Here is a 26,631-nt window from a genome sequence, read left to right as displayed (position 1 = left end):
GGCTGATGTCAGGTTGCACGCCAATCGGGGGAGATTGTCCGTGCAGAAGCTCAATCGTGGCCGCGGCCGCCTGCTGCTGTCCACTTGCCTTAGCGGCGTGGCGCTGGCCTGGGCACCGGGCGTGCTGGCACAGGCACAGGACAAGGAACCCACCTGGAAGCCGCGGGCCGAGGTCGATGCGCGGGCGGCCGACGGAAGCAGTCAGGTTTCCTTCGAGCTTTTCGCGCCGGTTGCGCAGAACGACTCGAACCTGCTCTTCGTCAGCGGCCGGATCGGCACCGACGAGCGCTATGACCGCAACGGATCGGTCACCATCGGCGGGCGCGGCAAGATCGGCGAGGACGTGGCGATCGGCGTCAATGCCGGCGTCGACTTCTACAAGACCGACATCACCTCGCGCGAACAGACCGCGGTGTCGTTCGGCCTCGAGGGCTTCACCTCGGTCTTCGACCTGCACGTGAATTACCGTCTGCCGGTCAACAGCCCCCGCACGATGGGCTATCTCGATCCCAATGCGAGCCCGGTCGGCGTGCTCTCGATCGAGAACAACCGGCTGATCGAGCGCAAGAGTGGCTGGCGCCTGGAGGAGGTGCCGCTGGCCGGTGCCAATGCCGAGATCGGCGCGCGGGCGCCCATCGCCAAGGATCTGAGCGTGCGCCTGTCGGGCGCCGGCTTCGACTATCGCGACGAGCATGCCAGCAAGGCCTATCGCGGTGTGCGCGGCGGGCTCCAGCTCGATGTCGAGGATCCGTTGGGCACCGGTGGCCGTTTCTCGATCGGCGCCGAGCTGCAGAACGACAATCGCTGGGGCACCCAGGCGCGCGGCACGCTGCGCCTGTCGATCCCGCTCGGCCGCGGCTCGGCGGACCGCAGCTCGGGTACCACCGGCCTCGACCGCCAGATGGGCGACCGTCTGCGGCGCGACTATGTGACCCCCTCGGGCACGCGCTACACCGACCTGACCAGCACGAACTTCGCGGTCGATGCGCGCACCGGCGTGGCGTTCGGCGGCGTCTATTTCGCCAGCGGTTCCGGGACCGCCGGCGCCGCGGGCACGAGCACCGCCACGACCACGCTGGGCGACGCGGTGACGCGCGCAGGCGCGAACGGCATCGTCGTCGCGCTGGGCAATGCCGGCAATATCGCGAGCAGCGGCGTCACGCTTGCGACCAACCAGTATCTGGTCGGCGGCGCGAGCAGCGTGAACGTGCGCCATTCGGATGGGTCGGTCAGCGCCTTCAACTTCGGTGGCACCAACGGCATCATCGCGGGCACCAATGCCGGCGGTGCCGCGGTCACGCTCGGCCAGGGTTCGGTGGTGCGTGACGTCACCGTGCGCGGCGCGGGCAGCGGCATCCTGGCGAACGGCGTGGGCGGGTTCGCGCTCGAGCGCGTGGTGATCGAGAATACCGGCGCGGCCGGGCTGACGCTCACCAACACCACTGGCGCGGTCGTCGTCGACGGCATCACGATCCGCGGTGGCGCAGGTGCGGGCGTCGTGATCAACGGCGGCAGCAACGTCACGCTGCGCAACTCGACCATCGGCGGCGGTGCAGGCGCGATCGACATCACCGATGCCGGCGGCAACCTGACGACCTCGCTCTCCAATCTGACCCTGTCCGCGACCGGCGGCACGGTGCTCGACATCGACGGCTCGGGCGCCGGCACGGTGACCGTGGCTGGCCTTTCCGGCATCAACATCGCCGGCGGCAATGGCGAGACCGGCGGCTTCGCGGCCCGCTTTGTGACCTTCGATTCCAGCACCGCAGCGGGCATCCAGGCGGTCAACGCCGGCGCGATGCAGGTCGGCACCACCACGGCCCGCGTCGGTGGCGCCGGCGTGTCGCTGACCGAAGTCGATGGCGCGCTGAGCTTCACCAACCTCAACATCGCCAACAATGGCGGCACCGGCCTCACGGTCAACAATACCAAGAGCGGCACCTTCACGCTGACCAGCGCCGCCGGCACGGTCGACACCACCGCCGGGACTGCTCTGAACCTCGATCCGCTGCTCATCGACCTGACCTTCTCGAGCGTCCGCTCGGTCGGCGCTGCGGGCGCGGGTATCATCCTGGACAATGTCCAGGGCGCGGGCACCGGCGGCAACGCGCTGACCATCGGTACGCTCACCATCACCAATAGCGGCCAGCAGGGCCTCTACATCACTGGCGGCTCGACCGGCCTGGTGACGATCGGCGGCGGCGCGATCACCAACAGCGGCGGCGCTTCGGTGCAGGTCGGCCAGTCGGGCGTCGCGGGCAGCGGCGGCACCATCGGGCTCAATTTCGGCGCGACGATCACCGATGCTGGCGCGGGGCCTCTGGTCTCGCTGTTCAACGCCGGCGGCACGATCCGCTTCACCGGCGCGATCAGCGGCGCGGGACCGATCACCATTGCCGACACGCTCGCGGGATCGAGCGTGACCTTCACCGGCACCACGACGATCACCGGATCGACCTCGCCGGCGCTCTCGCTCAACAACACTGCTGGCAGCGTCTCCTTCAGCGGCCTGCTCACCATCGCCAATCCCACCGGCACGGGCATCCTGATCGGCAACGTCCCGGGCGGCGTGACCTTCGGCGATGTCGACATCACCGGCCTGGGCGCGGCGACCGGCGTGGACTTCACCGGCACGCACGGCAACGTCACCTTCGGCACGCTCGACATCACGGGCACCGGCGCGGCCGGATCGACCGGCATCGACCTGACCGGTGCGACCAATGCCGGCGCGATCACCATCACCAATCCCAGCGTGATCCAGGGCGTCGATATCGGCGCGAACCTGACCAACGCCGCGATCACCGGCAGCTTCCGCTTCGGCGACGGCAATGCCGCCGACGGGCTGGAGAGCCGGATCACCGCCAACACGGTGATCGTCGTCGCGGGCATGAACGCCACGCAGGGCACCTACGATTTCGGCGACGTCCAGCTCGACGGCAACACCAACAACATCACCGGCGGCAGCTTCACCACCTATTACGTGCTTGCCGGTGCGACCGGCGCGGGCACCTCGGCGGATCCGGGCAGCCTGGCGGGCGCCGCGGCTTCGGGTGCACAGTATATCGTGCTGCTCAACAACCCGACCGGCGGGCAGGACGTGCTCGACACGGCGGTGCTTGGCGGCACGCTGAACCTGCTCACCGGCCAGACGCTGGTCAGCTTCCGCGATACCGATTTCTTCGCGGTGACCGGCGCCACCGTGCCGGCGAACCTGATCGTCTCGAACCTCGGCCCGACGGGCATCACCAACACCTATACCGGCTCGGGCGCGGCGCTGCTGACCAGCACCACCGGGTTCGCGACGGTGCAGCTGGCCGACAATAGCCGGCTCGACGGCCTGGTGATCGGCAACAGCTCGGCTGGCGGTTTCGCGGTGCGCGGCCAGGGTGCCGCCAATGTCGTGATCCAGAACTCCACGCTCTCGGGCGATGGCGGCGGCGCGATCATCACCTCTTCGGGTGCCGCGGCGTCCTTGACGCTCAACAATGTCGATCTCTCGGCAACCGGCGTTGCCGGCGGCATAGCACTCTACTTGAGCGGAGCAGGGGCGGGGACGCTCAACGTCTCGGGCACCGACATCAATGCCTCCGCGACCGGCGCTTCGTCCGCGGTAAATATCAGCGACGTCACGGTCGGAACGCTGGAGCTCGGCGCGGTCACCAGCGGTACGTCGAACGGCACCGGCGCGCAGTTCGACCGGATCGCGGGTGGCACGCTGAGCGTCGGCAGCATCACCAGCGGCGGTACCGGCCTGGCGTCCGGCGTTACGGTGCTGAACAGCTCGGCGACGGTGAACATCGGCTCGGTCAGCGCCTCGAACAGCGCCGGCCCAGGCCTGCTCCTCATGGGCAACACCGGTGCCGTTACCGTGGGTTCGGCGTCGATCGCGAACAGCGGCGGCGGCGTTGCCGTTTTGAACAACGCCGGTGCGGTGACGATCGGCTCGATTTCCGCCACCGCCAATACGGGCGTGCAGGCGGGGCTGTCCGTTTCGAACAGCACAGGCACCATGACGTTCGGGCCGGTCACCGTCGCAGGCGGTGGCGGTAACGGCGTTAGCCTGTCGACCGTAGGCAACGTCACGCTGGGCCCGGTTTCGGTCTCCAATGTCGCGGGCAACGGCGTCTCGATCACCAACGCCAATGGCCCGGTCACGCTCGGCGCGACGTCGGTAAGCGCGGCGGCGGGGACGGGCGTGTCCGTGTCCGGCGTGGCGGGCAACGTCTCGATCGGCGCGCTCGGCGTGTCCAACAGCGGCGCAGGCATCTCGGCCAGCGACGTCGACGGCAGCCTGAGTTTCACCGGCACCACCACCATCGCGAACAGCGGCGGTATCGTGCTTGGCGCGGGCAGCACCGGCACGATCAGCTTCGGCGATACCGACATCACCGGCCTGGGCGCTGGCAAGACCGGTGTCGATGCCCGCAATGCGGGCGGCACCGTCACCTTCGCGACGCTCGACATCACCGGCACCTCGACCACCGGCACGCGTGGCATCGACCTGACTGGCGCGACCTTCGCGGGCAGCCTGACGGTCAGCGACAGCAGCTCGATCACCGGCGTCGGCACCGGCGTCGACCTCACCAACGCAGCGATCACCGGCAGCTTCCGCTATGGCGACGGTTCGAGCACCGATGCGGACGGCGCGCATTCGGTGATCAACGCGATCACCCCGATCGCGATCGGCGGGCTCAACCAGGCCGTCGGCACCTATAATTTCGGTGACGTCAGCCTGGTCGGCGACACCACCAACCTGGCGATCAACCCGGTCACGATCTTCTTCGTCGAGCAGGGCCGCACCGGCGCGGGCACCAAGGTCGATCCGGGCAGCCTCGCCGCCGCGGTGGCCTCGGGCGCGAACTATATCGTGCTGCTCAACAACCCGACGGGCGGGCAGGACGTGATCGACGTCTCCGGCCTCGGCACGCTGAGCCTTGGCGTCAACCAGCACCTGATCGGCTTCCTCAACGGCGATACCCAGACGGTTGGTGGCGGCACCCCGGTCAACCTGACCCTCTACGGCATCACGCCGGGCGTCGTCAGCAATCCCTATGCCGGCTCCGGCGCGGCGCTGCTGACCAACACCGGCGCGGGCGCGACGGTGACGCTGTCCAACGGCTCGGCGATCGACGGCCTGCGTATCGGTGGCACCGGGCTCGGGGTCTCGGGCATCGGCGTGACCAACGTCGCGATCAGCAACTCGATCATCTCGGGCGGGACCGGGGCGATCCTGCTGCGCGACGGCGGCGTGGCGGCCTCGGCGACGCTGACCAACCTCACGCTTTCGAGCACCGGCGGCACGGTGCTCAACCTGCTCGGCACCAATGGCGGAACGCTCACGCTGAGCGGCTCGGGTATCTCGATCGCGGCGACGGGCAATGCCCGCGGCCTGGCGATGGACACCGCCACCATCGGTAGCGGCAACCTGGCCTTCACCACGGTTTCGACGTTGACGTCGGCAGGCTCGGGTGTCTCGCTTGCCAACAATGTCGGCACCGGCGGCATCAGCTTCACCAGCATCAATGTCGGCGGCACCTCAAGCCTGTCCGGCGTCCGCGTGGTGGGCAACAGCGCCGCGGTGAACCTCGGCAATGTGACCGTAGGCGGCACGACCGGTGCAGGCAGCTACGGTATCGAGATCGGCAACAACCCGGGCAACGTCACGCTCGGCACCTTCAATGTCAGCAACACCGGGGCGGGAGGCCTGCTGGTCTTCGGCATGCCGGGGACCTTCACCGCGGCCGGCGGCACCGTCACCAACAGCGGCACGATCGGCATCGGGATCGGCGATGTCGACGGATCGGTGACCTTCACCGGCGCCGTGACCGTCAACAACCCCGGTACCGCGGGCATCGCCTTCAACACCGGCAGCACGGGCACGATCAGCTTCGCCGATGTCGACATCACGGGCCTGGGTGCCAACCGGCGCGGCGTCGATGCGCGTCTCGCCTCGGGCACCATCAGCTTCAACACGCTCGACATCGTCGGCGCTTCTGCAACCGGCACGCGCGGCATCGACCTGACCGGCGCGACCTTCGCGGGCAGCCTGATTGTCAACAACAGCAGCTCGATTACCGGCGTCGGCACCGGCGTCGACCTGACCAACGCCGCGATCACCGGCACCTTCCGCTATGGCGACGGCTCGAGCACCGATGCCAATGGCGCCGGTTCGACGATCAGCGCCACGACTCCGCTCATCGTTGCCGGGCTCAACGCGCTTGCCGGCACCTATGACTTTGCCGACGTCAACCTGGTCGGCGACACCAGCACCCTCTCGACTTCGGCCACGGTCTACTGGGTGCTGGCCGGCGCCAGCGGCGCGGGCACCAAGACCGATCCGGGCAGCCTGGCCGGCGCGGCTGCATCGGGCGCCGACGTCATCATCCTGGTCAACAACCCCGCCGGCGGCAACGACACGATCGATGCCAATGACGCGACCTATGGCACCGGCGGCACCTTCACGCTGATCGACGGCCAGCAGCTGCGCGGCTTCCTGAACGGCGACACCATCTCGCTGCCGGGCGGCGCGCCGGCGAACGTGGTCCTCTACAACATCGCCCAGGGCATCGTGACCAACCCGTTCGCGGGCTCGGGTGCGCCGACGCTGACCACCAGCGCGGGCGGCGGCGCCAACACCGTCGTCGTCGGCAACAACAATGTGATCGACGGCCTGGTGATCGCCAATGGCGGCACCGGCGCGGGCGTGTTCGGCTCGGGCAAGTCCAACGTCACGATCAGCAACAGCAACATCTCGGGCGCGAACGGTGCGATCAACTTCAGTGACGGCGGCCTCGCTGCCAGCATCGCGCTGAGCAACCTGCACCTGTGGACCAGCAACGGGGCTGCGCTAACCGCCAACCGGACGGGTGCCGGCTCGACCACGATCACCGAGCTTTCGGACATCGTGATCGAAGGCGGGCATGGCGAGAATGGCGGCGCCGATTTCTCGAGCGCGATCTTCGATTCGATCACCGGGGACGCGGGCGTTTCGAACGTCGACGCCTCGTTGCAGATCGGCAGTGCGACGACGCGCGTCACCGGCACGGGCGTCAACCTGACGGGCGCGGTAGGCTCGCTGAACTTCTCCGGCCTCGACATCCACAATCAGGGTGGCGACGGCTTCGCTGCGATCGGTGCAGGCCTGAATCTCACCAGCACCACCGGCACGATCGATACGGTGAACGGCACCAGCCTGTCGCTCAGCGATGCGCAGATCGACATGGTGCTTGCCAGCGTAGTCCATGCCGGCACCGGCAGCGGCATCGCCAGCGTCAACAGCCTCAGCGGCATGGGCCTGGGCGGCCGTGCGCTGCAGGTCGGCACGCTGACCGTCACCTCCGGCACCAGCGCCATCGCGATCTCCGGCAACGTCTTCGGCCTCCTCAGCTTCGGCGCGGGTTCGAGCATCGCGGGCACCACCGGCCCGGCGATCGCCCTCTCCAGCGGCACCGGCACGCTCGACTTCAGCTACGCGGGCAGCGTCACCCAGGGCAGCAACGCGGCCCTGCTCGATGTGACCAACCACAACGGCACGGTCACCTTCGGCGCCAGCAGCAACCTGTCGGCCACCAACGGCACCGGCCTGCAGTTCACCAATGCCGACGGCACCTATGCCTTCAACGGCACGACGACGCTGAACGGCGGCGATGCGGGCATCGACATCCTGGCGGGTTCGGCGGGCAGCTTCACCTTCGGCAACACGGCGATCACCAGCCCGACCGGGGCGGCGATCTCGATTGCGAACAGCACCGCCAGCCTGAGCTACTTCGGCAGCATCACCCAGGCGAACAACGCGGCCCTGGTCTCGATCCTCAACCATTCGGGCGGGACGGTCAGCTTCCAGACCGGCACGCTGAGCGCCACCAACGGCACCGGCCTGCAGTTCACCAATGCCGATGCGACCTACAATTTCACTGGCACGACGACGCTGAACGGCGGCGATGCCGGCATCGACATCCTGGGCGGTTCGGCGGGTGGCTTCACCTTCGGCGCCGGCACGACGATCACCAACCCGAGCGGCACCGCGTTCAACATCGCCAGCTCGACGGCGGGCGTGACCTATCTCGGTACGCTGAACCAGTCGAGCGCAGGTGCGCTGGCGCTGGGCGTCTTGGCGCATTCGGGCGGCACGCTGAACTTCAGCGGCGCCACGCTCAACATCAGCGGCGGCGACGGGATTTCGTTCGACGATGCCGACGGGACGTACAGCTTCGGCAGCGCGACGCTGACCGGTGGTGCCCAGATCGGCATCACGAACGGTTCGGCCGGCAGCTTCACCTTCGGCACCGGCACCAGCGTGACCAACGCGGCGGGGGCGGCGCTCTTCGTCAGCAACTCGACCTCGAACCTGACCTATTCGGGCACCATCGGCCAGTCGCTCGCCGCCCTTGTCGCGGTCGACATCGGGACGCATTCCGGCGGCACGATCGACTTTACCGGCGCGACGTTCAACGTGACGGGCGGCACCGGCCTGTCGTTCTTCGATGCCGACGGCACCTACAAGTTCGATGACCTGGCACTTTCGGGCGGCGCGAGGATCGCGATCCTCGGCGGTTCGGCCGGCACCTTCACCTTCGGCAATGTCGACCTGACCGGCCTGGCGGCGAACACCACGGGCGTGAACCTGACCGGGGCGACGGGCAACGTCACCTTCGCCACGCTCGACATCAGCGGCGCCTCGACCACCGGCACGCGCGGCATCGACATGACCGGCAGCACCACCGCCAGCAACGTCATCGTCAACGGCAGCAGCACGATCACCGGCGTCGGCATCGGCGTCGATCTGACCAATGCCGCGATCACCGGCACCTTCCGCTATGGCGACGGCGCGAACAACGATGCGAACGGCGCCGCCTCGAACATCGTGGCAGTCACGCCGCTGGTCATCGCAGGGCTGAACGGCGGCACCGGCACCTACAACTTCGCCGACGTCAACCTGACCGGCGACACCTCGACCCTGTCCGTCTCGGCCTATTTCGTGCTCGAAGGCGCCACCGGCACGGGCAGCCGCAACGATCCGGGCTCGCTCGCCGGGGCCGAAGCCTCGGGCGCGGCCTATATCGTGCTGCTCAACAACCCGGCCGGCGGCACCGACACGCTCGATGCGACGGCTGGGGCGGGCGGTTCGCTCGACCTCCTGGGCGGGCAGATCCTGCTCGGCTTCCGCAACGTCGATAGCTTCATCGTGGCCGGCGGCGCGCCGGCCAACGTGATTCTCCACGGTGTCCAGGCCGGCCTGATCTCCAACCCGTTCACGGGCTCGGGCGCACCGACGCTGACCGCCAGCGGTGCCAACGCTACCGTCACGCTGGGCGGCGGCAACATCATCGACGGCGTCGTGATCGCCAATTCGGGCACCGGCGCGGGCGTACTCGGCAATGGTGCCGCGGCTCCCATCACGATCCGCAACAGCACCATATCGGGCGGCGCCGCGGGCGCACTGCGCATCTACGACAATGCCGCGAACGTGACGCTGGCGCTGAGCAACCTCACCCTCGCTGCGAACGGCGGCAATATCCTGAACCTCGACGGCAGCGGCGCCGGCACCTTCGTCGTGTCGCAGCTGTCGAACCTGACCGTCAACCACACGACCGAGACCGGCGGCTTCGTCTTCAACGACCTGACGTTCGATTCCGATACGGTGGCCGCCGGCCTCCAGGCGCTGTCCGCAGGCGCGCTCACGCTCGGCACGACCGCCTCGCGCATCACCGGTACCGGGCTGAGCCTGACCAACGTCACCGGCACGCTGAATTTCACCGACCTGAACATCGCCAACAATGCCGGCACCGGCCTGATCGTCGCCAATTCCAAGGCGAACAACTTTACGCTCGGCACCACGGGCGGCGCGATCGACACCACCAACGGCACGGCGATAAACCTCGATCCGCTGACCATCCATATGGTGCTCGGCTCGGTCCGCTCGACCGGCGGCGCCTATGGCATCCTGCTCGACCAGGTGGAAGGCAACTTCACGGTTACCGGGTCGGTCAGCGTCATCGGGGCGACCAACACCTCGATCGCGATCCGCAACAACACCGCGCAAACCGATCCGCTCGACGTCCATTTCCAGGGCGGAACCATCCTCGACAGCGCGCTCACGACCGGTGCGGGCGTCTCGCTGACCAACAACACCGGCGCAACGGTGGAGTTCACCGGTAGCCTGGGGATCTACACCGCCACCGGCGCGGGCCTCACGAGCAGCGGCGGTGGGACGATCAGCGTCACCGGCGCCTTCAACGGCATCTATACCGGCAATGCCCCGGCTCTGTCGCTTAGCGGCGGCACGATCGGTACGGGCGGCCTGAATTTCGCCCAGATCACCGCCGCACCGACCGCGGGCACGGCCATCAGCGCCAGCGGCGTCACGCTTACCGGCGCGCTGAACATCGGCGGGCTGGACATCGACGGCGGCGGCACGGGCGTGTCGCTCTCGAACCTCAGCGGCACCGGTGGGGTCAACTTCACCGGCACGCTGGATCTCGACACCACCGGCGTCGGCTTCGACCTGGCGGGCGCGATCGGCACGGTCAACATCGCCAATACCGGGGGGGCGGTGTTGACGATCGACGGCGCCTCGACCGCCATCCGCTTCAACGGCGTGACCGGCGGCACGGTCAATGTCGGGAACAGCGGAGGCATCGCTTCGATCGGCGCCACCACCAGCTCGACCGTCGCGGCGATTGGCCTCACCGCCAGCTCCGGCGTCACGCTGAACTATGGCGGCACGATCGGTGCGACTACGGGCTCGGTGCTGTCGGTGTTCAGCAGCAGCATGCTGGCCACGCTCTCGGGCGCGATCACCTCGACCACCTCGGGCACGGCCTTCAGCTTCACCAATGCCGGCGGCATCTACACCGTCTCCGGCTCCGTCAGCCACAATGGCGGCGCGGGCGTGGCCGTCGATGCGACCAGCACCGGCAATGTCAGCTTCCTGAACGCGAGCAAGACGTTCAGCACGGGCGCCAACACCGCGATCAGCATGGCCGGCAGCGGCACGCTCAGCCTGCTCGGCGGCGGGCTCGGCATCACCACCACCAGCGGGACCGGCTTCAGCGCGACCGGCGGCACGCTCGAGATTCTCGGCGCGGGCAACTCGATCAACACCGCGACCGGGCAGGTCCTCAACCTGGCCAACGTCACCGCGGGTGCGGGCGGGATCAACTTCGCCTCGCTTGGCAGCAGCGGCACGGTCACGGCCACGGCGATCAACCTGAGCAACCTCGACGGCGGCGCGTTCAGCGGCGGTACCGTCAACATCGCCGGCACCAGCGGCGCGACCAGCGACGGCATCTTCGTCGGCGGCGGATCGGCCTCGACGATCGGCTTTGGCGCGACCACGATCGGCGCGGCCGGCAGCAATGCGATCGAACTGAACGGCGCGAACGGCGCGGTGACCTTCAGCTCGGTCACCCTCTCCGGGGCGGCCAGCGACACGGTCTATATCACCGGCGCGACCAACGCGGTGACCATCGGCACCGGCACGATCACCTCGGGGGCAGGCGGCTATGCCGTCAGCACCCTGGGCGGCACCGGCAATATCTCGATCGCCGCGACCCTGAACGGGGCCAACGCGGTGATCGTCGACAACCACGAGACAGGCACCGTCACCTTCAGCGGCGACATGTCGACCACCGTCACCGGCATCTCGATCGCGAACAGCAATTCGGGCGTCATCAACTTCACCGGCCAGTCGATCGCGCTGCCTTCGATCGGGCTGGGCAACAATGCCGGCGCCACGATCAACTTCGACCCGCTTGGTGGCGGCACTGGCCTCGACATCACCTCGCTCGGCCTGACCGGCTTCAGCGCGGTGAGCGGCGGCACCATCAACGTGACGGGCACCGGCAATTCGATCACCGGCGGCGCGTTCACCGCGCTCGAGCTGAACGGCGTGACCGTCGGCCTGAACGGGATCAACTTCGCCAGCATCACGACCAGCGGTGCGGCGAACGGCATCACGTTCAACAATGTCGGCAACGCCGGCGGCGGCACCGGGATCTCGCTGGGCACGGTCAGCCTGCAGGGCGCGACGTCGCGCGGCATCGACATCAGCGGTACCTTCGCGCCGAGCCTGACGATCACCGATCTCGATATCGGGCTGAACAGCAACAGCGGTGTGGCGTTCGACCTCAACGGCGCCACGATCAACGCGGCGATCGCGGCCGGCGACTTCGACGTGACCAATGCGGGCGCGGCGGGCACCAGCATCGGCGTCGACCTGCGCGGCGCCATCGGTGGGGCATCGGTAAGCCTGGGCAATACGGCGGGCGCATCGAGCAGCATCGCCGGCGTGGGCACGGGCGTGTACCTCAACGCCTCGACCAACCTGCTGTTCACCTATGGCGACGGCGAGTCGGCCACCGACACCGGCTCGACCATCTCGGCCAGCACGGCGATCGACGCGAGCAACGCGCCGGCGCTGGGCACCTATAACTTCCGCGACGTGGCCTTCTCCGGCAGCCCGGGCACGGGCTTCGGCATCAACAAGATCTATTTCGTCGATGCCGACGGCGCGACCGGCGGCGGCAATGGCAGCGGCTCGGACGGCAGCAATCCGATGTCGCTGGCGGCGGCGGAACTGGTCGCCGGGGCGCAGGACATGATCATCCTGGTCAACAACGGCAATGCGATCAGCGCGGCCGGCTCCAACGGCAACGACTCGCTCGTGCTGGCCTCGAACGTCCAGGTCCGCGGCTTCGGCGACGGCGTGGGCGGCGGTGCCGGCAGCGGCAGTGCGCCGATCACGATCGCGATCACCGTGCCTTCGACGATCCAGCTGTCTGGCGGGTCCTCGTTCGACATCGCCGATCCCACCGGCAATGGCGCCGCGACCCTCACCAGTGCGGCGGGCGCGAACGTGATCACGCTGGGCGCCGCCGGCAACCACCTGTCCGGCTTCATCCTCGACGGCGGCGGCGCTGCATCGCGCGGCATCAAGGACAACGGCGCTGGCGCGACCAATACGCTGCTCGACTATCTGACGGTCCGCAATTTCGGAACGATGGGCATCGAGATCACCCCGTCGACCAGCACGACGATCGACCATGTCGCCTTCACGGGCAATCCGGGTGGCGACGTGCTGCTCAACGCCGCGAACTCGGTGCTGACCAACATCACCAGCAACGGCGGCGGCATCACGCTCAACAACGCCACCGGCACGACGACGCTGACCAATGTGGCGCTGACCGGTGGCGCCGGCCTGATCCTTACCAATGCAGCCGGCACGATCAACGCGACCAATGTCGACATCACCAATCCGCTGGTCGCCGGACTGACGATCTCGGGCGGAACGGCAGCGTTCAACTTCGATTCGACCAGCTCGGTCACCAAGAGCTCCGCCGGCGCGTCGCTGAGCATCGGCGGCGGGCACACCGGCGGCACCTTCGCCTATGCCGGTACGCTCAACATCACTGGTGGCACCGGCCTGCAGTTCGACAATGCCGACGGCACCTACAACTTCACCGGCACGACGACGCTGGCCGGCGGCAACGCCGGGATCGATATCCTGAACGGTTCGGGCGGCACCTTCAGCTTCGGCACGAACACCGCGATCACCAGCCCGTCGGGCACCGCGTTCAACGTCGCGGACAGCACTGCGGCGATCACCTATAGCGGCAGCATCACCCAGGCGAACAACGCGGCCCTGGTCTCGATCCTCAACCATTCGGGCGGGACGATCACCTTCCAGACCGGCACGCTGAACGCCACCAACGGCACCGGCCTGCAGTTCGACAACGCCGACGCGACCTACAACTTCAACGGCACGACGACGCTGAACGGCGGCGATGCCGGGGTCGACATCCTGAACGGCTCGGGCGGCAGCTTCGGCTTCGGCGCGAACACGTCGATCACCAGCCCGACGGGCACGGCGTTCAATGTGTCGGGCAGCACCGCCGCGATCACCTATAGCGGCAGCATCACCCAGGCGAACAACGCGGCCCTGGTCTCGTTCCTCAACCATTCGGGCGGCACGGTCACCTTCCAGACCGGCACGCTGAGCGCCACCAACGGCACCGGCCTGCAGTTCGACAATGCCGACGCGACCTACAACTTCAACGGAACGACGACGCTGAACGGCGGCGATGCCGGGGTCGACATCCTGAACGGCTCGGGCGGCACCTTCGGCTTCGGCACGGGCACCACGATCACCAGCCCGACGGGCACGGCGTTCAACGTCTCGGGCAGCACCGCGGCGGTCACCTATAGCGGCAGCATCACCCAGGCGAACAACGCCGCGCTGGTCAACGTGCTCAACCATTCGGCCGGCACGCTGACCTTCCAGACCGGCACGCTGAGCGCCACCAACGGCACCGGCCTGCAGTTCGACAATGCCGACGGAACCTACAATTTCACCGGCGCCACTACGCTCAACGGCGGCGATGCCGGCATCGACATCGTCAACGGCTCGGCCGGCACCTTCGGCTTCGGCAGTGGAACGGCGATCACCCATGCCACGGCGGGCGACGCCTTCGTCCTCACCGGCAGCAACGCCAACCTGACTTATTCGGGCAGCATCGACGACAGCAACGGCTATGCCGTCCGCATCGACAATCACGCTGCCGGCACCGTGACCTTCGACGGCACCAGCACGATCACCTCGAGCGGCGCGAACGCGCTCGGCCTGAGCGTGACCAACAACGCTGGCGGCACGATCAACTTCAACGGCCAGACGACGCTATCCACCCAGGCCAACAATGCCGTCACGCTGACCGGGAACGCAGGCAGCACCGTCGCATTCAACGCGGCAGGCACCGGCCTCGGCATCACCACGACCAGCGGCACCGCCTTCACCTTCGCGAACGGCGGCACGATCAACGTGCTCGGCTCGAACAACACGATCACTACCGGTTCAGGCACGATCCTCGACATCAGCAACACTGCGGGCGTGACGTCGACGCTGAACCTGAATTTCGCGAACGCCAGCAACACGCTGGGCGTGAACGGTATCCTGGTCACCCGGACGGCGGGCACGCTCACCGGCAGCGTCACCATCAATAGCGGCGCGATCGCCGCGACCAGCCGCGGCATCGACGTCAGCGGCGGCACGCTGTCGCTCGACTATGCCGGCACCGTCGCCACCAGCGGCACGCTGGCGCGCTCGGTCGAGGTGACCAACATCACTGGCGGTGCCATCACCGTGTCGGGCAACCTCACCGACAATGCGCAGGGCATCAACATCGCCAACAATAGCGGCGGCTCGATCAACTTCTACGGCCAGAGCATCACGCTCAACACCGTGGCGAACGTCAATGCAGTGACGCTGGCCAGCAACACCGGTACGAATATCACCTTCTCGTCGACAGCAGGTGGCAACGGCGTTGACATCACGGCGTCGGGCACCGGCAACGGCATCGACTTCACCGGCGGCGGTACCTTGACCGTTTACAGCACCGGCAACTCGATCCAGACCGCTACCGGCCAGATCCTCAACCTGGTCAACGGCAATGTCGGCTCGCTCGGCCTGGTCTTCGACTCGCTGACCAGCACCGGCTCGACCAACGGCAGCGCGATCAACATCAGCAATGTCGACGGCACCGGCACGCTGAGCGCCACCACCGTCTCGATCGCCGGCACCACCGGCGCGACGGCGGACGGCATCTTCTACGGCGGCGGATCGACGATGAACGTCAATCTCGGCGCCGTGACGATCGCCAATACCGGCGACGAGGGCATCGAGATCAACGGTGCCGGCAACGGCACCTTCACCGCGGGCAGCGTGGCGATCAACGGCACCGCCGGCAACGGCGTGGAGATCAACGGCTCCGACAGCAGCGTCACCCTGTCGGGCGGCAATATCGGCGCCACCAACGATCCGGCCGGGATCGGCCTCTATGTGCTGAACGGCACCGGCGCGGTGAACATCGCTGCCTCGATCACCAAGACCACGAGCGGCAATGTCGTGCTCATCGACAACCATGAGACCAACGCGATCACCCTCTCGGGCAACATCAGCGCCACCGGCGGGTTCGATAGCGGCATCTCGGTGCAGAACGTCAATTCGGGCAGCGTTACCTTCTCCGGCACCACCAAGACGCTCACCACCGGGGCCAACGCCGCCGTCGATCTCGACAGCAACACCGGCAGTGCGATCAACTTCACCAATGGCGGCCTGGCGATCACCACCACCAGCGGCGCCGGCTTCACCGCCACCAATGGCGGCACCCTGACGGTTCAGGGCGCTGGCAACACGGTCCAGACCGGCACGGGCCAGATCCTGAATCTGGTCGGCGTCAACCTTGGTGCCGGCAACATGACGTTCGGCGCGCTGAGCAGCACCGGCTCGGTGGCGGGCACCGCGATCAACATCAGCAACCTCGACGGCAACACGCTGAACGGCGGCAACGTCACCATCGCCGGCACCACGGGCGCCACGGCGGACGGCATCTTCTACGGCGGCGGATCGACTACCAATGTCGGCTTCGGCACGGTGTCGATCGCCAATACTGGCGACGAGGGCATCGAGATCAACGGCGCCGGCAACGGCAACTTCACGGTGACCAGCGTGGCGATCAACGGCACCGCCGGCAACGGGGTTGAGATCAATGGGGCGACCAACAGCGTCACCCTGTCGGGCGGCAATATCGGCGGCACCGACGATCCTGCCGGCTTCGGCGTCTACGTCCTGAACGGCACCGGTGTGGTCAGCATCTCGTCGTCGATCACCAAGACCACCAATGGCAATGTCGTGTTCGTCGACAACCACGAGACGGGCAACGTCACCTTCTCGGGCGCCATCAGCGCCACCGGCAGCCTGAGCAACGGCATCGTCGTCCAGAACGTCAATTCGGGCACGATCAGCTTCACCGGCAACAAGACGCTCACCACGGGTGCAAACACTGCGGTGAATCTGCTCAACAACACCGGTGGCACGATCAGCTTCCTGAACGGCAATCTGGCGATCACCACTGCCGCGGGCACCGGCTTTACCGCCACGGGTGGCGGCACTGTCACGGTCGAAGGCACCGGCAACACGATCAGCTCGGGCAGTGGCACCGCACTCAACGTCGTCAATACCACGATCGGCACGAACGGGCTGCGTTTCCAAAGCATCTCGTCGAACGGCGCCGCCAGCGGCATCATCCTCAACAACACCGGCTCGTCGGGCGGCATCAACGTCACCGGCACCGGCGCGGCAGGCTCGGGCGGCACGATCCAGAACTCGGCCGGCGACGGCATCAGCCTGACCAGCACCGAGAATGTCCGCCTCGCCTACATGAACGTCACCAACAACCTGGGTGACGGCATCGGCGGCTCGAACGTCAACGGCTTCCTGATCGACAACATGCTGATCAGCGGCAATGGCAATGATGCCGGCACCGATGAATCGGGCATCAACATCAGCGAGCTGACCGGCACCGCCTCGGGCGGGGCGCGGCCGACCGGCATCTTCAACTCGACGATCCAGAACAACAACGAGTTCGAGGTGCAGATCACCAACTCGACCGGGACGCTGACCAACTTCCAGGTGGTCAACTCGACCTTCGCGTCGAACGGCGTCGGCATCAACGGCAACGGCACCAGCCCGCACGGCAACATCTTCAACTTCCTGGGCACCGGCACGTCGGCGATGGGGATAAGCGTCTCGGGCAGCAACTTCACCGGCAACTGGAATGCGACGACCCCGCCGGCCACGATCGTCGGCAGCGGCCTGTTCGCCGACAGCTCGGGCACCAGCATGACCGTGCAGGTGAGCAGCTCGTTCTTCACCAACACCAACAACGGCATCAACGTCTCGACCGGACCGGGCTCGACGACGCTGACCTACAATATCGACGGCAACACCTTCACCGGTACCCGCGCGACCGCGATCAACGACTTCCAGAACGGCAACGCGCCGTTCACGCGGACGGTCAATGGCCGGATCACCAACAACATCATCGGCAACAACGCCGTCACCAATTCGGGCTCGAATGTCGGCAACGGCATCAGCATCGGCAACGAAGGCGGCGTGAACGCCAACTATTTCATCAGCGGGAACACCATCCAGCAGATCCAGACGTCGCAGGGCATCGTGGTCAATGTCGGCCTGGTCGGCCAGGCCACCGGCAACCTGACGACCAATGTCACGATCACCAACAACACGATCCGCAACATCAACGGCAGCCGCGGGCTCGTGATCAACAACAACCAGAATACCGGTGGCTTCCCGACGGTGAATGTCAGCATCTCGGGCAACAGCTTCTCGGGCATCGCTGGCCAGGCGGGCAACGGCCAGTATCTGCGCCTCTCCGCCAGCGGTGGCGGCACGATCAACGTCACGCAGGGCCAGGCCACGGCAAGCGCCATCGCCAGCGAGCTCGACGACGCCAACGGGTTCAACGACACGACCAAGATCAGCATCGGCACCGGTACGTTCAACTATGGCCAGCCGGCGCCGACCCTGCCGCCGGCCTCGGTGCCGCTGCCCTGATAGCGAAAGGAGCGCGACGGCCGGCCCGTCGCGCTCCTTGTTCGCTGTCGTCGATGGGGAAGGGGGCTATTGCCGTCCGAACCGGGCGCGGTAGTCGGGCAGATCGAAGCTGAAGTCGTCGCGCTTCAGATAGTCGGCGTCGCTGAGCTTCCCCATGCCGTCATGCGCCTTGTACCAGGCGGCATAGTCCGGCAGCTCGGTGCTGAACTTCTTGTAATGGGTCGACCAGGTCCGCACCTGGACGCTCGGCTTGGGGCCATCGAGCCGGAAGGTGAGCAGCCGCATCCAGCCATCGCCCAGCGTGGCATTGGCCTTCTTCCAGCCCAGATCCTTCGCGACCTGCCAGCGGCCCTGATAATCGGCCATCATCTGGTGGACCTGATGCCCGGCCAGGTTGCGATCGACGCTATAGCCCTGGCCGCCGATATGGCCGCTCACCACCAGGAAGACCTGGTCGTTCTCGCTGATGAACTTGTCCCAGACCATCTGCGGGTTGTTGTCGCGGTGGTCGAGGATGCTCTGGTCGAGCGCGGGCGTGTCGGCGCGCGATCCGTCGCGGTCCAGATATTTGTGCGTGGTGACGATCGTCGGCACGCCCGGGAAGCGGTGGAGTACGCGCTTCGCCCAGGCGAGCGAGGCGTCGGGCGCGTCGAACTGCAGGCCGATATGGAGGAAGCGGCAATCGCCCGCGGTGAAGAGCTGCGCGCTGTCCGCACCGCCATCATGCGCATCGACATACCAGGGCTGTCCCTGGAAGAACTCGGACTGGCCGGAAAAGGCCGAGCGGAACCCGTCGAGCCCGCCCAGATGGCGCAGGCCGATCCTGAGCGAGTCGGTGCGCTCGGGCTGGGGCGGATGCGCGGGATCGGTCCATAGCGCGTCATAATCATGGTTGCCGGGCACCACCGAGAAGAGGAGCTTGCCCGTCAGGAGCTGGAAGCCCTTGATCGCCGCGGGAATCTCGAAGGTCCGCGTCTCCTTGCGCGGTCCCTCGGCCACTTCGGAACTCATCGCGTTGGGCATGCCTTTGAACCCGCGCAGTTCGTGCTCGCGGTCCATCCATTCCGAATAATGCTGCCACACGTCGCCGACATGGGTGGCGAAGACGATGTCGCCGCCCGCGCTCTTCGCATGCGCGGCGATCCAGTGCATCTGCTCGAGGAACAGATCGGTGCCGTCCACCGGATAGCCGGCCGATTTCTGGTGGCTGTAGTCGAGATAGTTCTGCGTGTCCGGGATCATCGCAATGGTGAATTCGCCGCAGCGTCCCTTGGCGGCGGCAGGCGTGGCGGCGAGCAGCGCCAATGCGAGGAGGCTCAGGTTGCGCTTCATTTGGGTCTCGCTGGCAAATGGTTGGCGGCAAGAAGCAATGCGGTGAGATCTCCGGCCTCAGCAGGTGTGAGCGTGCCCGGATCGTCCTGCGGCATCGACTGGCGTATCTTGGCGTAGAGGGCATCCGGACGGTCGCGCCATTTGGCCTGGAAGCGGGCGCCGATGAGCGACGGCCCGTCCTCCATCCCTTCGAAGGCGCGGCCGTGGCAGCTCGCACACTGCGCGGCATAGAGCGCGCGCCCGCTTTCCGGCGGCACGGCGGGCCTCGCCGGCGCCGCCATGCAAAGCGGCGCCGCCGCGCTCAGGAGCAACAGAGGCGCCGCGTGCCGCATCACTTCACCCGCTTGCGCGAGCCCTTTTCCTGCACCGGAAGCTGCTGCTGCGGATTGAGGACCGGCGGGATCGGCAGGTTGCCCGCCGCACGGGCGACCGCCAGCATCTCGGCCGTTCCCCCGGGCAGTGCCGGGAACTTGGCCACCGGCTGGCCGAAGCGGAAGGCCGAGGTCAGGTCGCCGAAGGTCTGGCGGCGCCAGTCGCTGATATTGGGCTCGCGCACGCCGGTGTGCCGCTCGAGGAACTGCAGGATCGAGGTGTGATCGAAACGCTCGCTGCACACCCAGCCGCCGGCGGTCCAGGGCGAGATGAGCAGGCATGGCACGCGGAAGCCGCCGCCGAGCGGCAGGCCGTCCACGAACTCGTGCACCGTGCCCGCGGGCGGCACCGGCGGGGGCACGTGATCGAACAGCCCGTCATTCTCGTCATAGTTGAGGATGAACAGCGTCTTCGCCCAGACATCGGGGTTTGCGGCGAGTTCGTTCAGCCGGCTGGCGATGAAGTTTGCGCCGGCCGCGGGGATCGAGTTCGACGGATGCTCGTTCGCATCGGCCGGGGGGAACATCCAGGAGACGGCGGGCAGGCGATCGTTGCGAACATCGTGCGCAAAGCGCTCTTCGTCCGCATCCGGGAAGCCGCGCAGGGCGAGCGGCGAGCCGGCCGGGGCTTGCGCAATGCGCGGGAAGCATCTGAACAGATTGTGCGAGCGCTTGCCCAGCTCGCCATATTGATAGACGCGCCAGTCGATACCGGCAGCCTCCAGCCGCTCGGCATAGGTCGTCCAGCGGAAACCCTCGGGCGGCATCTTGTTGCGGACGACCGGCCCGCCTGCCAGTGCGTCGGGATCGATCGTGCCGGTCATGTAGTAGAGCCGGTTCGGCCAGGTCGGCCCCATCACCGAGGAGTGATAGGCGTCGCAGATGGTGAAGGCCTCCGCCAGCGCATAGTGGAACGGGATGTCTTCGCGCTTGAAATAGCCCATCGTATAGGGGCCTTCGGGACCATCGGCCTCGCGGTGCGCCGGCAGCCAATTGTCCATCTTGCCGCCATTCCAGGCTGCGTGCTGGACCTTGCGGGCGTGGCTGGTCGAGGGCAGCTTCTGCGCCTTGGTCGTCGAGGTATCGACATGGAAGGGCAGCAGATAGCCGTCCGGATTCTCCGCATCGGGCTGGTGGAAGACGTTCCTGCCCGTGGACAGCATCAGTGCGTCGGGATCGTCGAAGCCGCGGACGCCGGAGAGCGTGCCGAAATAATGGTCGAACGAGCGGTTCTCCATCATCAGCATGACGACATGCTTGATGTCCTTGAGCGAGCCCGCCCGGTTCGGCATCTGAGCGAGCGCCTTCTGCAGGTTGGGCGGCAGCAAGCCTGCGGCTGCGGCGAGTGCGGCCAGCTGGGCGCCATCGGTGATCAGGCGGCGGCGAGTGAATTGGGGCGTATCGGCCATCGTAGGACTCCAGTTCAGAAGCGTGCGCGGATGCCGAACGTGCCGGTGCGGCCGTTCTGGACATAGATCGCGCTGTGGTTGGGGGTGCTGCTCGAGGTGGTGGCGAGCTCGCCGGGGACCATGACGTTGTAGGGCTGGGCCAGCAGGTTGTTGACCGAGAAATAGGCTTCCCAGTGCTTCACCAGCTTGATCCGGCCCGAGACGCTGAGATCGGTGCGGGCCTGGAACCAGCTCGGCGTGGTCGAGCGGTATTTGTCGTCGTTCCACAGCATGTTGACGTAGAGCCGGACCGGGCCCTTCTCGTACATCAGCGCCGCCGAGCCGATATTCTTGCCGACGCGGGTGATCGGCTCGCTCGGCTCGTTGTGCATGAAGCCGCCGCGGACCGACAGGCCGTCGAACGGCGCGGGCAGCCAGCTGAACGCATGCTGGAACGAGACCTCGATGCCCTTGATGCTAACCACGCCGAGCTGGCGGTAGGTGGTGTAGCTATAGTCGGCATAGGAGGGGTCCTCGGCATAGCCGCCGGCCGCCGCGCCCACTTCCGCCGCGGTCAGGCCCTCCTGCAGATCGGCCAGGCCGTCGATGCGGTTGTAATAGAAGCCCGCGGTGAGCAGGCCGACCGACTTGAAATAGTGCGAGAGGCGGACGGAGATGTTGTCCGACATCGCCGGGGTCAGGCCCGGATTGGGCACCGAGATCACCTTGTTGGCATCGTCGACGCTGGCGCTGCCGGCGATCGCGTTCAGTCCCGGGCGCAGGATGGTGCGGCTATAGCCGAGCTCGGCATCGGTACTGCGGCCCAAAGTGAGCTTGGCCGAGGCGCTGGGATAGAGCTTGAAATAGTCGCCGCGGATTTCCTGATAGCCGTTGGTCCGGAACTGATAGTCGACACAGGGAATGGTCGTGGCGATGCCGGTCGAGGCGGTGACCGCGCATTTCACGCCGTTGACCGTGGCGGCCTTAACTTCGGTGGCGGAGAGGGGCGACCAGCCCCAGCTGGTGTTGGCGGTCCATTCGGCGCGGAAGCCCGCGCGCAGCTTGAGCTTGCCGATCTTGGCCGTCGCCATGCCGTAGAGGGCCTTGATGTTCTCCTCGAACCGGGTGTTGTTCGAATAATTGGCTGCCGCGTAGTTCGCCGCCGACAGGGTGTGCGTCCACTGATCCGGATTGTTGACGTACAGCTGGTAGAGCTTGGCCATGTCGATCATCGGGATGTAGCTCGAGCCCGAGAGCGAGGTGACGCCGGCGTTGCTCTTGCTCCACGACGCGCGCTGATAGGGATTGATCACCGAGGCGAGGAAGTCGGCGTTCGAGAGCGGGCCGGTATAGGTGTAGAGATTGTCGCCCGAGGTATCGCCGAAGCGATAGACGGTGTCGGTGACCTTGAAGCCTGCCTTGAAGGTGATCGGCACCGCCCCGAACTGCGCGTCATAGCTCGCGTTCAGCCCGCCCGACTTCTCGTAGATGAAAGCATTGGCGCCGCTGGTGGTGCGCAGCTGCGGCGTGGCGGAGAGCGTGTAGGACGAGAGGGTGCTCCAGTCCGGGCCGCTCGTCTGACGGATGTCCCAATCGGTATAGGCAAGGCTGGAGCTGCCCTTCAGCGCCGAGAAGTTGCCGGTGGAAGTCACCGTAGGGATGAAGGACGTGACCTGATCCTGGTGCGGCGAGTTGTAATAGGACTTGGAGTCCGAATAGGCGAAATAGCCGTCGAGATGGGCGTTGCCGCGGTTCCATTCGAAGCTCGGCGCGATGATGTTGCCGTTGTTGACCTTGTACTGGCTCGTATCGGCGCTCTGGATGGTCTTGGCGGTCGCGGCGTTCAGCGTGGTGTAGTTGCCAAGGATGTCGCCGCTGACGCCATTGGTGCGGACGCCGGTGGTCAAGGTGACGTCGATGGTGTTCTGATAGACGTCGCCGCGGAAGAAGATGCCGAGCAGCGAGAGGGTCAGCCGGTCGTCTGCCTTGAAGTCGATCATCGCCGAGGCGGTGCGCCGCGTCGTCTGGCGGGCCGATTGCTCATATTCCATCGCGGTGAAGGCGAGCGGATCGGGGCTCTTCGCCGTCGGTGCGTAGCTGCGGCTCATCGTGATCTGCTCGCGCTCGATATAGCTGTTGTTGTAGCCGAGCGAGACCAACACCCCGAGGCGGCGGTCGAAGAAGCTGTTGGCGTAGAAGAGCGAGGCTTCGGGCAGGAAGCGCCTGCCGCCCCAGCCCTGGAGGTCGGGGCCACTATGCGTCTTGCTGTCCCACATATTCTCGTGGGTGAAGCCGCCGAACGACACCACCAGCGCCTGCTTCTTGCGATCATAGGCGTGCCTGGTGCGCAGATCGATGATGCCGGCCGGCGCATCCGCATTGTTGTCGGCGCTGACCGTCTTGTAGACCGTCACGGAATCGATCGCCGACATCGAGATCGATTCATAGCTGAAGATACGCGCGGCCGCGGCCGAATTGGCATAGCCCGCAGGCGCGTTGGCGTTGGCTGAGACCACGTCCATGCCGTTCAGCTGGGTGCGGGTATATTCTGCCGGCAGGCCGCGCAGAAAGGCGTAGAGCGAGGTGCCGTTGGTGCCGTCGACATCGACTCCCGGCATGTATTTCAGGAACTCGGCCGGATTGCCGCCGGCGATGTCGCCATAGGCTTCGGTGGAGAGCACATCGACGATGTTCATCGACTTGCGCTGCGCCATGATGTCCTGCGCATAATCCTCGCGCGCGCCGTTCACGACGATCTGGCTGCTCGGCTGCTCGCCGTCGGCACCGCTTTCGCGCAGGCTGAAATCGAGCTTCGCGGTCTTGCGCGCCAGCACGTGCACCACGGCTGCCTCGGTCGTGTAGCCGGTGAAATGGACAGTCACGGTAGCCGGGCCGGCGGGCACGCCGTTGAAGCGATAGGCGCCGGCATCGCCCGAGGTCGCGAAGCGGCGCTCTCCGTTGGAAGCGGTCAGATCGATGATCGCGGCGCGGAGATACTCGCCGCTCGCCGGGTTGATAACCTGGCCGGTGACAGTGCCGCGGCCGTTCACCTGCGCGGTCTGGCGGCCGGGAGCACGGCGCGAGCGCAGGGTGATGATATGGCCGTCATCGCCGACGATCTCGAGCGGCGTGCCGGCAATCAGGCGGCGCAGCGCCTGGCGCGCATCCATCGAACCCTTGATCGCCGGGGTGCGTACCCCGGCCAGGTCACGCGCCGCGGCGACGACCTGGACCTGCGCCTGGCGGGCTAGTTCGGGGATCGCCTTCACCGCCGCCTGGGCGGGGATGTCGAAGCTGCGGACCTGCGCGAAAGCGGGCGCCGCCACGAGCGACGCGATGACCGCAGCGGACGACAATATGGCGTTGCGGGCAAGCATGATCTTCAGCACCCTTGGGTGCGGCGGCCGCAGCACCCTTTGAGGCTGAGAGACCTGGCGGGAAAAGTTCCGCCATTCCGGCGGTAAATTTTTAGGGCCGGCCGGTACGGCGGCTGAGCACCAGCGTGTCGCCGCGCTGTTCGACCCGCGCGTCGAAGAGACCGGCCACGGCGCGGCTGAAGCCCGTGGGATCGCTCGCGGAGAACAGCCCGGCGACCGGCTCGCGGGCGAGCGCAGGATCGCTGATCTCGATACGGGTCCTGCTATAGCGGGCGAACTCGGCAGCGGCGTGCTCGAGCGGCTCGCCCTCGAATGCGATCTTGCCATCACGCCAGGCAAGCTCGCGCGAGACAAGGTCCGGCGCGACCAGTGCCGGGGCCGGCAGCCGCTCGATCAGCGCATCGGGCTGGAAGGTGAGCCGGCTGCCCGCGGGCAGCTCCAGCCGGGTTGGAGCGCCGGCAACCGAAGCGAGCGCGAGCTTGCCCTGGTCGGCGAGGATGTCGACCGGCTTCCCGTCGAGCTTGCGCACGCGGAAGGTCCCGCGCGTGGCGCGCAGGCGCTTGCCCGGCAGCTCGACGAAGAAGGGGCGGCGCGCATCGGCCAGGATGGTGAAGAACGCCTCGCCATAGAGCAGCTCGACCACGCGCTCGCTCGAGCTGTAGTGCACCTTCACGCTGGTCTGGGTGTTGAGCATCACGGTCGAGCCGTCGTCGAGCGTGACGAGGCGGACCTCGCCAAGGCCGGTGGTGATTGCGGCTGCGGGCAGGGCAATGCCCAGCGCCAGCACCGATGCCGCGATTGCCCCGCCGGTGCCGACCATCGCGAGCATCGAGCGGCGGCTGAGGCCGCGTCGCGGCTCGGATTCCGCGGGTACGGGCTCGGCGAACGCCCTCGGATCAAATTGCGGGCCGAGCGCGCGCGCGGATTCGCTCAGCATCGCATAGGCATCGGCGCGCAGCATCGCCCCGCGGCGCCGCGGATCGCCGTGCAGCCAGGATTCCAATGCCTGGGCTTCCTCTGCCGAGAGCGGCCCCCGATCGAGCCTGGCGATCCAGTCGGCGGCGGTCTCGTCAATGGATCGACTGGTTTCTCGCTCGGCCGTCAAAAGAGGCAATCTCCATTTCCCTTTCCCTAGAGGCTTTTGCCAGAGCTTTTCCGCCATGGCCAAACCAATCGATCAGGAAACGAAGCCCGCGCGAGATGTGTTTTTCAACCGTATTCTCCGAAATCGCCATGCGCGCGGATATCTCGCGCTGCGACAACCCCTCGACCCGGCGGAGCATGAACGCCTCCTGCATCTTGGCCGGCATCGCGCCGATCGCCAGGGCCAGCCGGCCCAGCTCGTCGCGGTCGATGGCGACCTGTTCTGGCGAGGGGCGGTCGTCGGCCAGGTCCAGCTCGCTGAGGTCCTCGACGGTGTGGATCGAGACGACGCGGGCGCGGCGGACATGGCGGGTGATCACCGAGCGGGCAACCTGGAACAGATAGGCGCGCGGATTGCGGATATCCTCGACCGTGTCGAGATCGGCGAGGATCGCGTAGGATTCCTGGATGATGTCGTCGACATCGAGGCCGAGCGGCTGGCGCCGGCCGAGCCAGCTGCGCAGCGCCGGCTCATGCGGCAGGACGTTGCGTAGGAACCATCGCGTCCGTTCGCGGTCGATCGCGTGCATCAGCCATCCCTGCAGGGTGCAACCCGAGACCTCGCCGATCAGCGAGTCGGCACCCCGTTAGGCGGCAAATGTGACAGTCTC

The 26,631-nt window shown here is 66.9% G+C and carries 7 protein-coding genes; 1 reads left to right on the top strand and 6 read right to left on the bottom strand.

Annotated features, from left to right (window positions below):
• Window positions 1-40: 40 nt before the first annotated feature.
• Window positions 41-18,409: a hypothetical protein gene (locus tag ACEN8G_RS11310; protein WP_413414478.1), complete on the top strand. Its 18,369-nt coding sequence runs from the start codon at window positions 41-43 to the stop codon at window positions 18,407-18,409.
• Between the two features lie 66 nt (window positions 18,410-18,475).
• Here the strand turns inward: ACEN8G_RS11310 and ACEN8G_RS11305 are convergent, their stop codons facing one another.
• The 6 genes from ACEN8G_RS11305 to ACEN8G_RS11280 form a co-directional block, all read right to left on the bottom strand.
• The gene (locus tag ACEN8G_RS11305; RefSeq protein ID WP_413414477.1) at window positions 18,476-19,741 is read right to left on the bottom strand and encodes a serine/threonine protein phosphatase; all 1,266 of its coding nucleotides are present in this window, start codon (window positions 19,739-19,741) and stop codon (window positions 18,476-18,478) included.
• Complete coding sequence (locus ACEN8G_RS11300) at window positions 19,738-20,052, bottom strand: c-type cytochrome (RefSeq protein WP_413414476.1); 315 nt, start codon at window positions 20,050-20,052, stop codon at window positions 19,738-19,740. The genes ACEN8G_RS11305 and ACEN8G_RS11300 overlap by 4 nt, the downstream gene beginning before the upstream one ends.
• Before the next feature lie 20 nt (window positions 20,053-20,072).
• Window positions 20,073-21,521 (bottom strand): alkaline phosphatase family protein, encoded by a 1,449-nt coding sequence (locus ACEN8G_RS11295; RefSeq protein ID WP_413414475.1) that lies wholly within the window; start codon window positions 21,519-21,521, stop codon window positions 20,073-20,075.
• Between the two features lie 14 nt (window positions 21,522-21,535).
• Entirely contained in the window at window positions 21,536-24,889 is a 3,354-nt protein-coding gene (locus tag ACEN8G_RS11290; RefSeq protein WP_413414474.1) for an outer membrane beta-barrel protein, read from the bottom strand.
• 79 nt (window positions 24,890-24,968) lie between these two features.
• Window positions 24,969-25,991 (bottom strand): FecR family protein, encoded by a 1,023-nt coding sequence (locus ACEN8G_RS11285; RefSeq protein ID WP_413414473.1) that lies wholly within the window; start codon window positions 25,989-25,991, stop codon window positions 24,969-24,971.
• Window positions 25,948-26,550, bottom strand: a complete 603-nt coding sequence (locus tag ACEN8G_RS11280) for an RNA polymerase sigma factor (RefSeq protein ID WP_413414472.1) — start codon at window positions 26,548-26,550, stop codon at window positions 25,948-25,950. The genes ACEN8G_RS11285 and ACEN8G_RS11280 overlap by 44 nt, the downstream gene beginning before the upstream one ends.
• Between the last annotated feature and the right edge of the window lie 81 nt (window positions 26,551-26,631).

Origin of the sequence: Sphingomonas sp. Sphisp66, assembly GCF_047324325.1 — a bacterium.
GTDB lineage: Bacteria > Pseudomonadota > Alphaproteobacteria > Sphingomonadales > Sphingomonadaceae > Sphingomonas.
This window is presented reverse-complemented; position numbering and strand designations above follow the sequence as displayed.

Excerpts from the sequence above, each read along its gene's own strand:
- ACEN8G_RS11305 (WP_413414477.1), bottom strand. The coding sequence starts at position 19,741 with ATGAAGCGCAACCTGAGCCTCCTCGCATTGGCGCTGCTCGCCGCCACG.
- ACEN8G_RS11295 (WP_413414475.1), bottom strand. The coding sequence starts at position 21,521 with ATGGCCGATACGCCCCAATTCACTCGCCGCCGCCTGATCACCGATGGC.
- ACEN8G_RS11280 (WP_413414472.1), bottom strand. The coding sequence starts at position 26,550 with ATGCACGCGATCGACCGCGAACGGACGCGATGGTTCCTACGCAACGTC.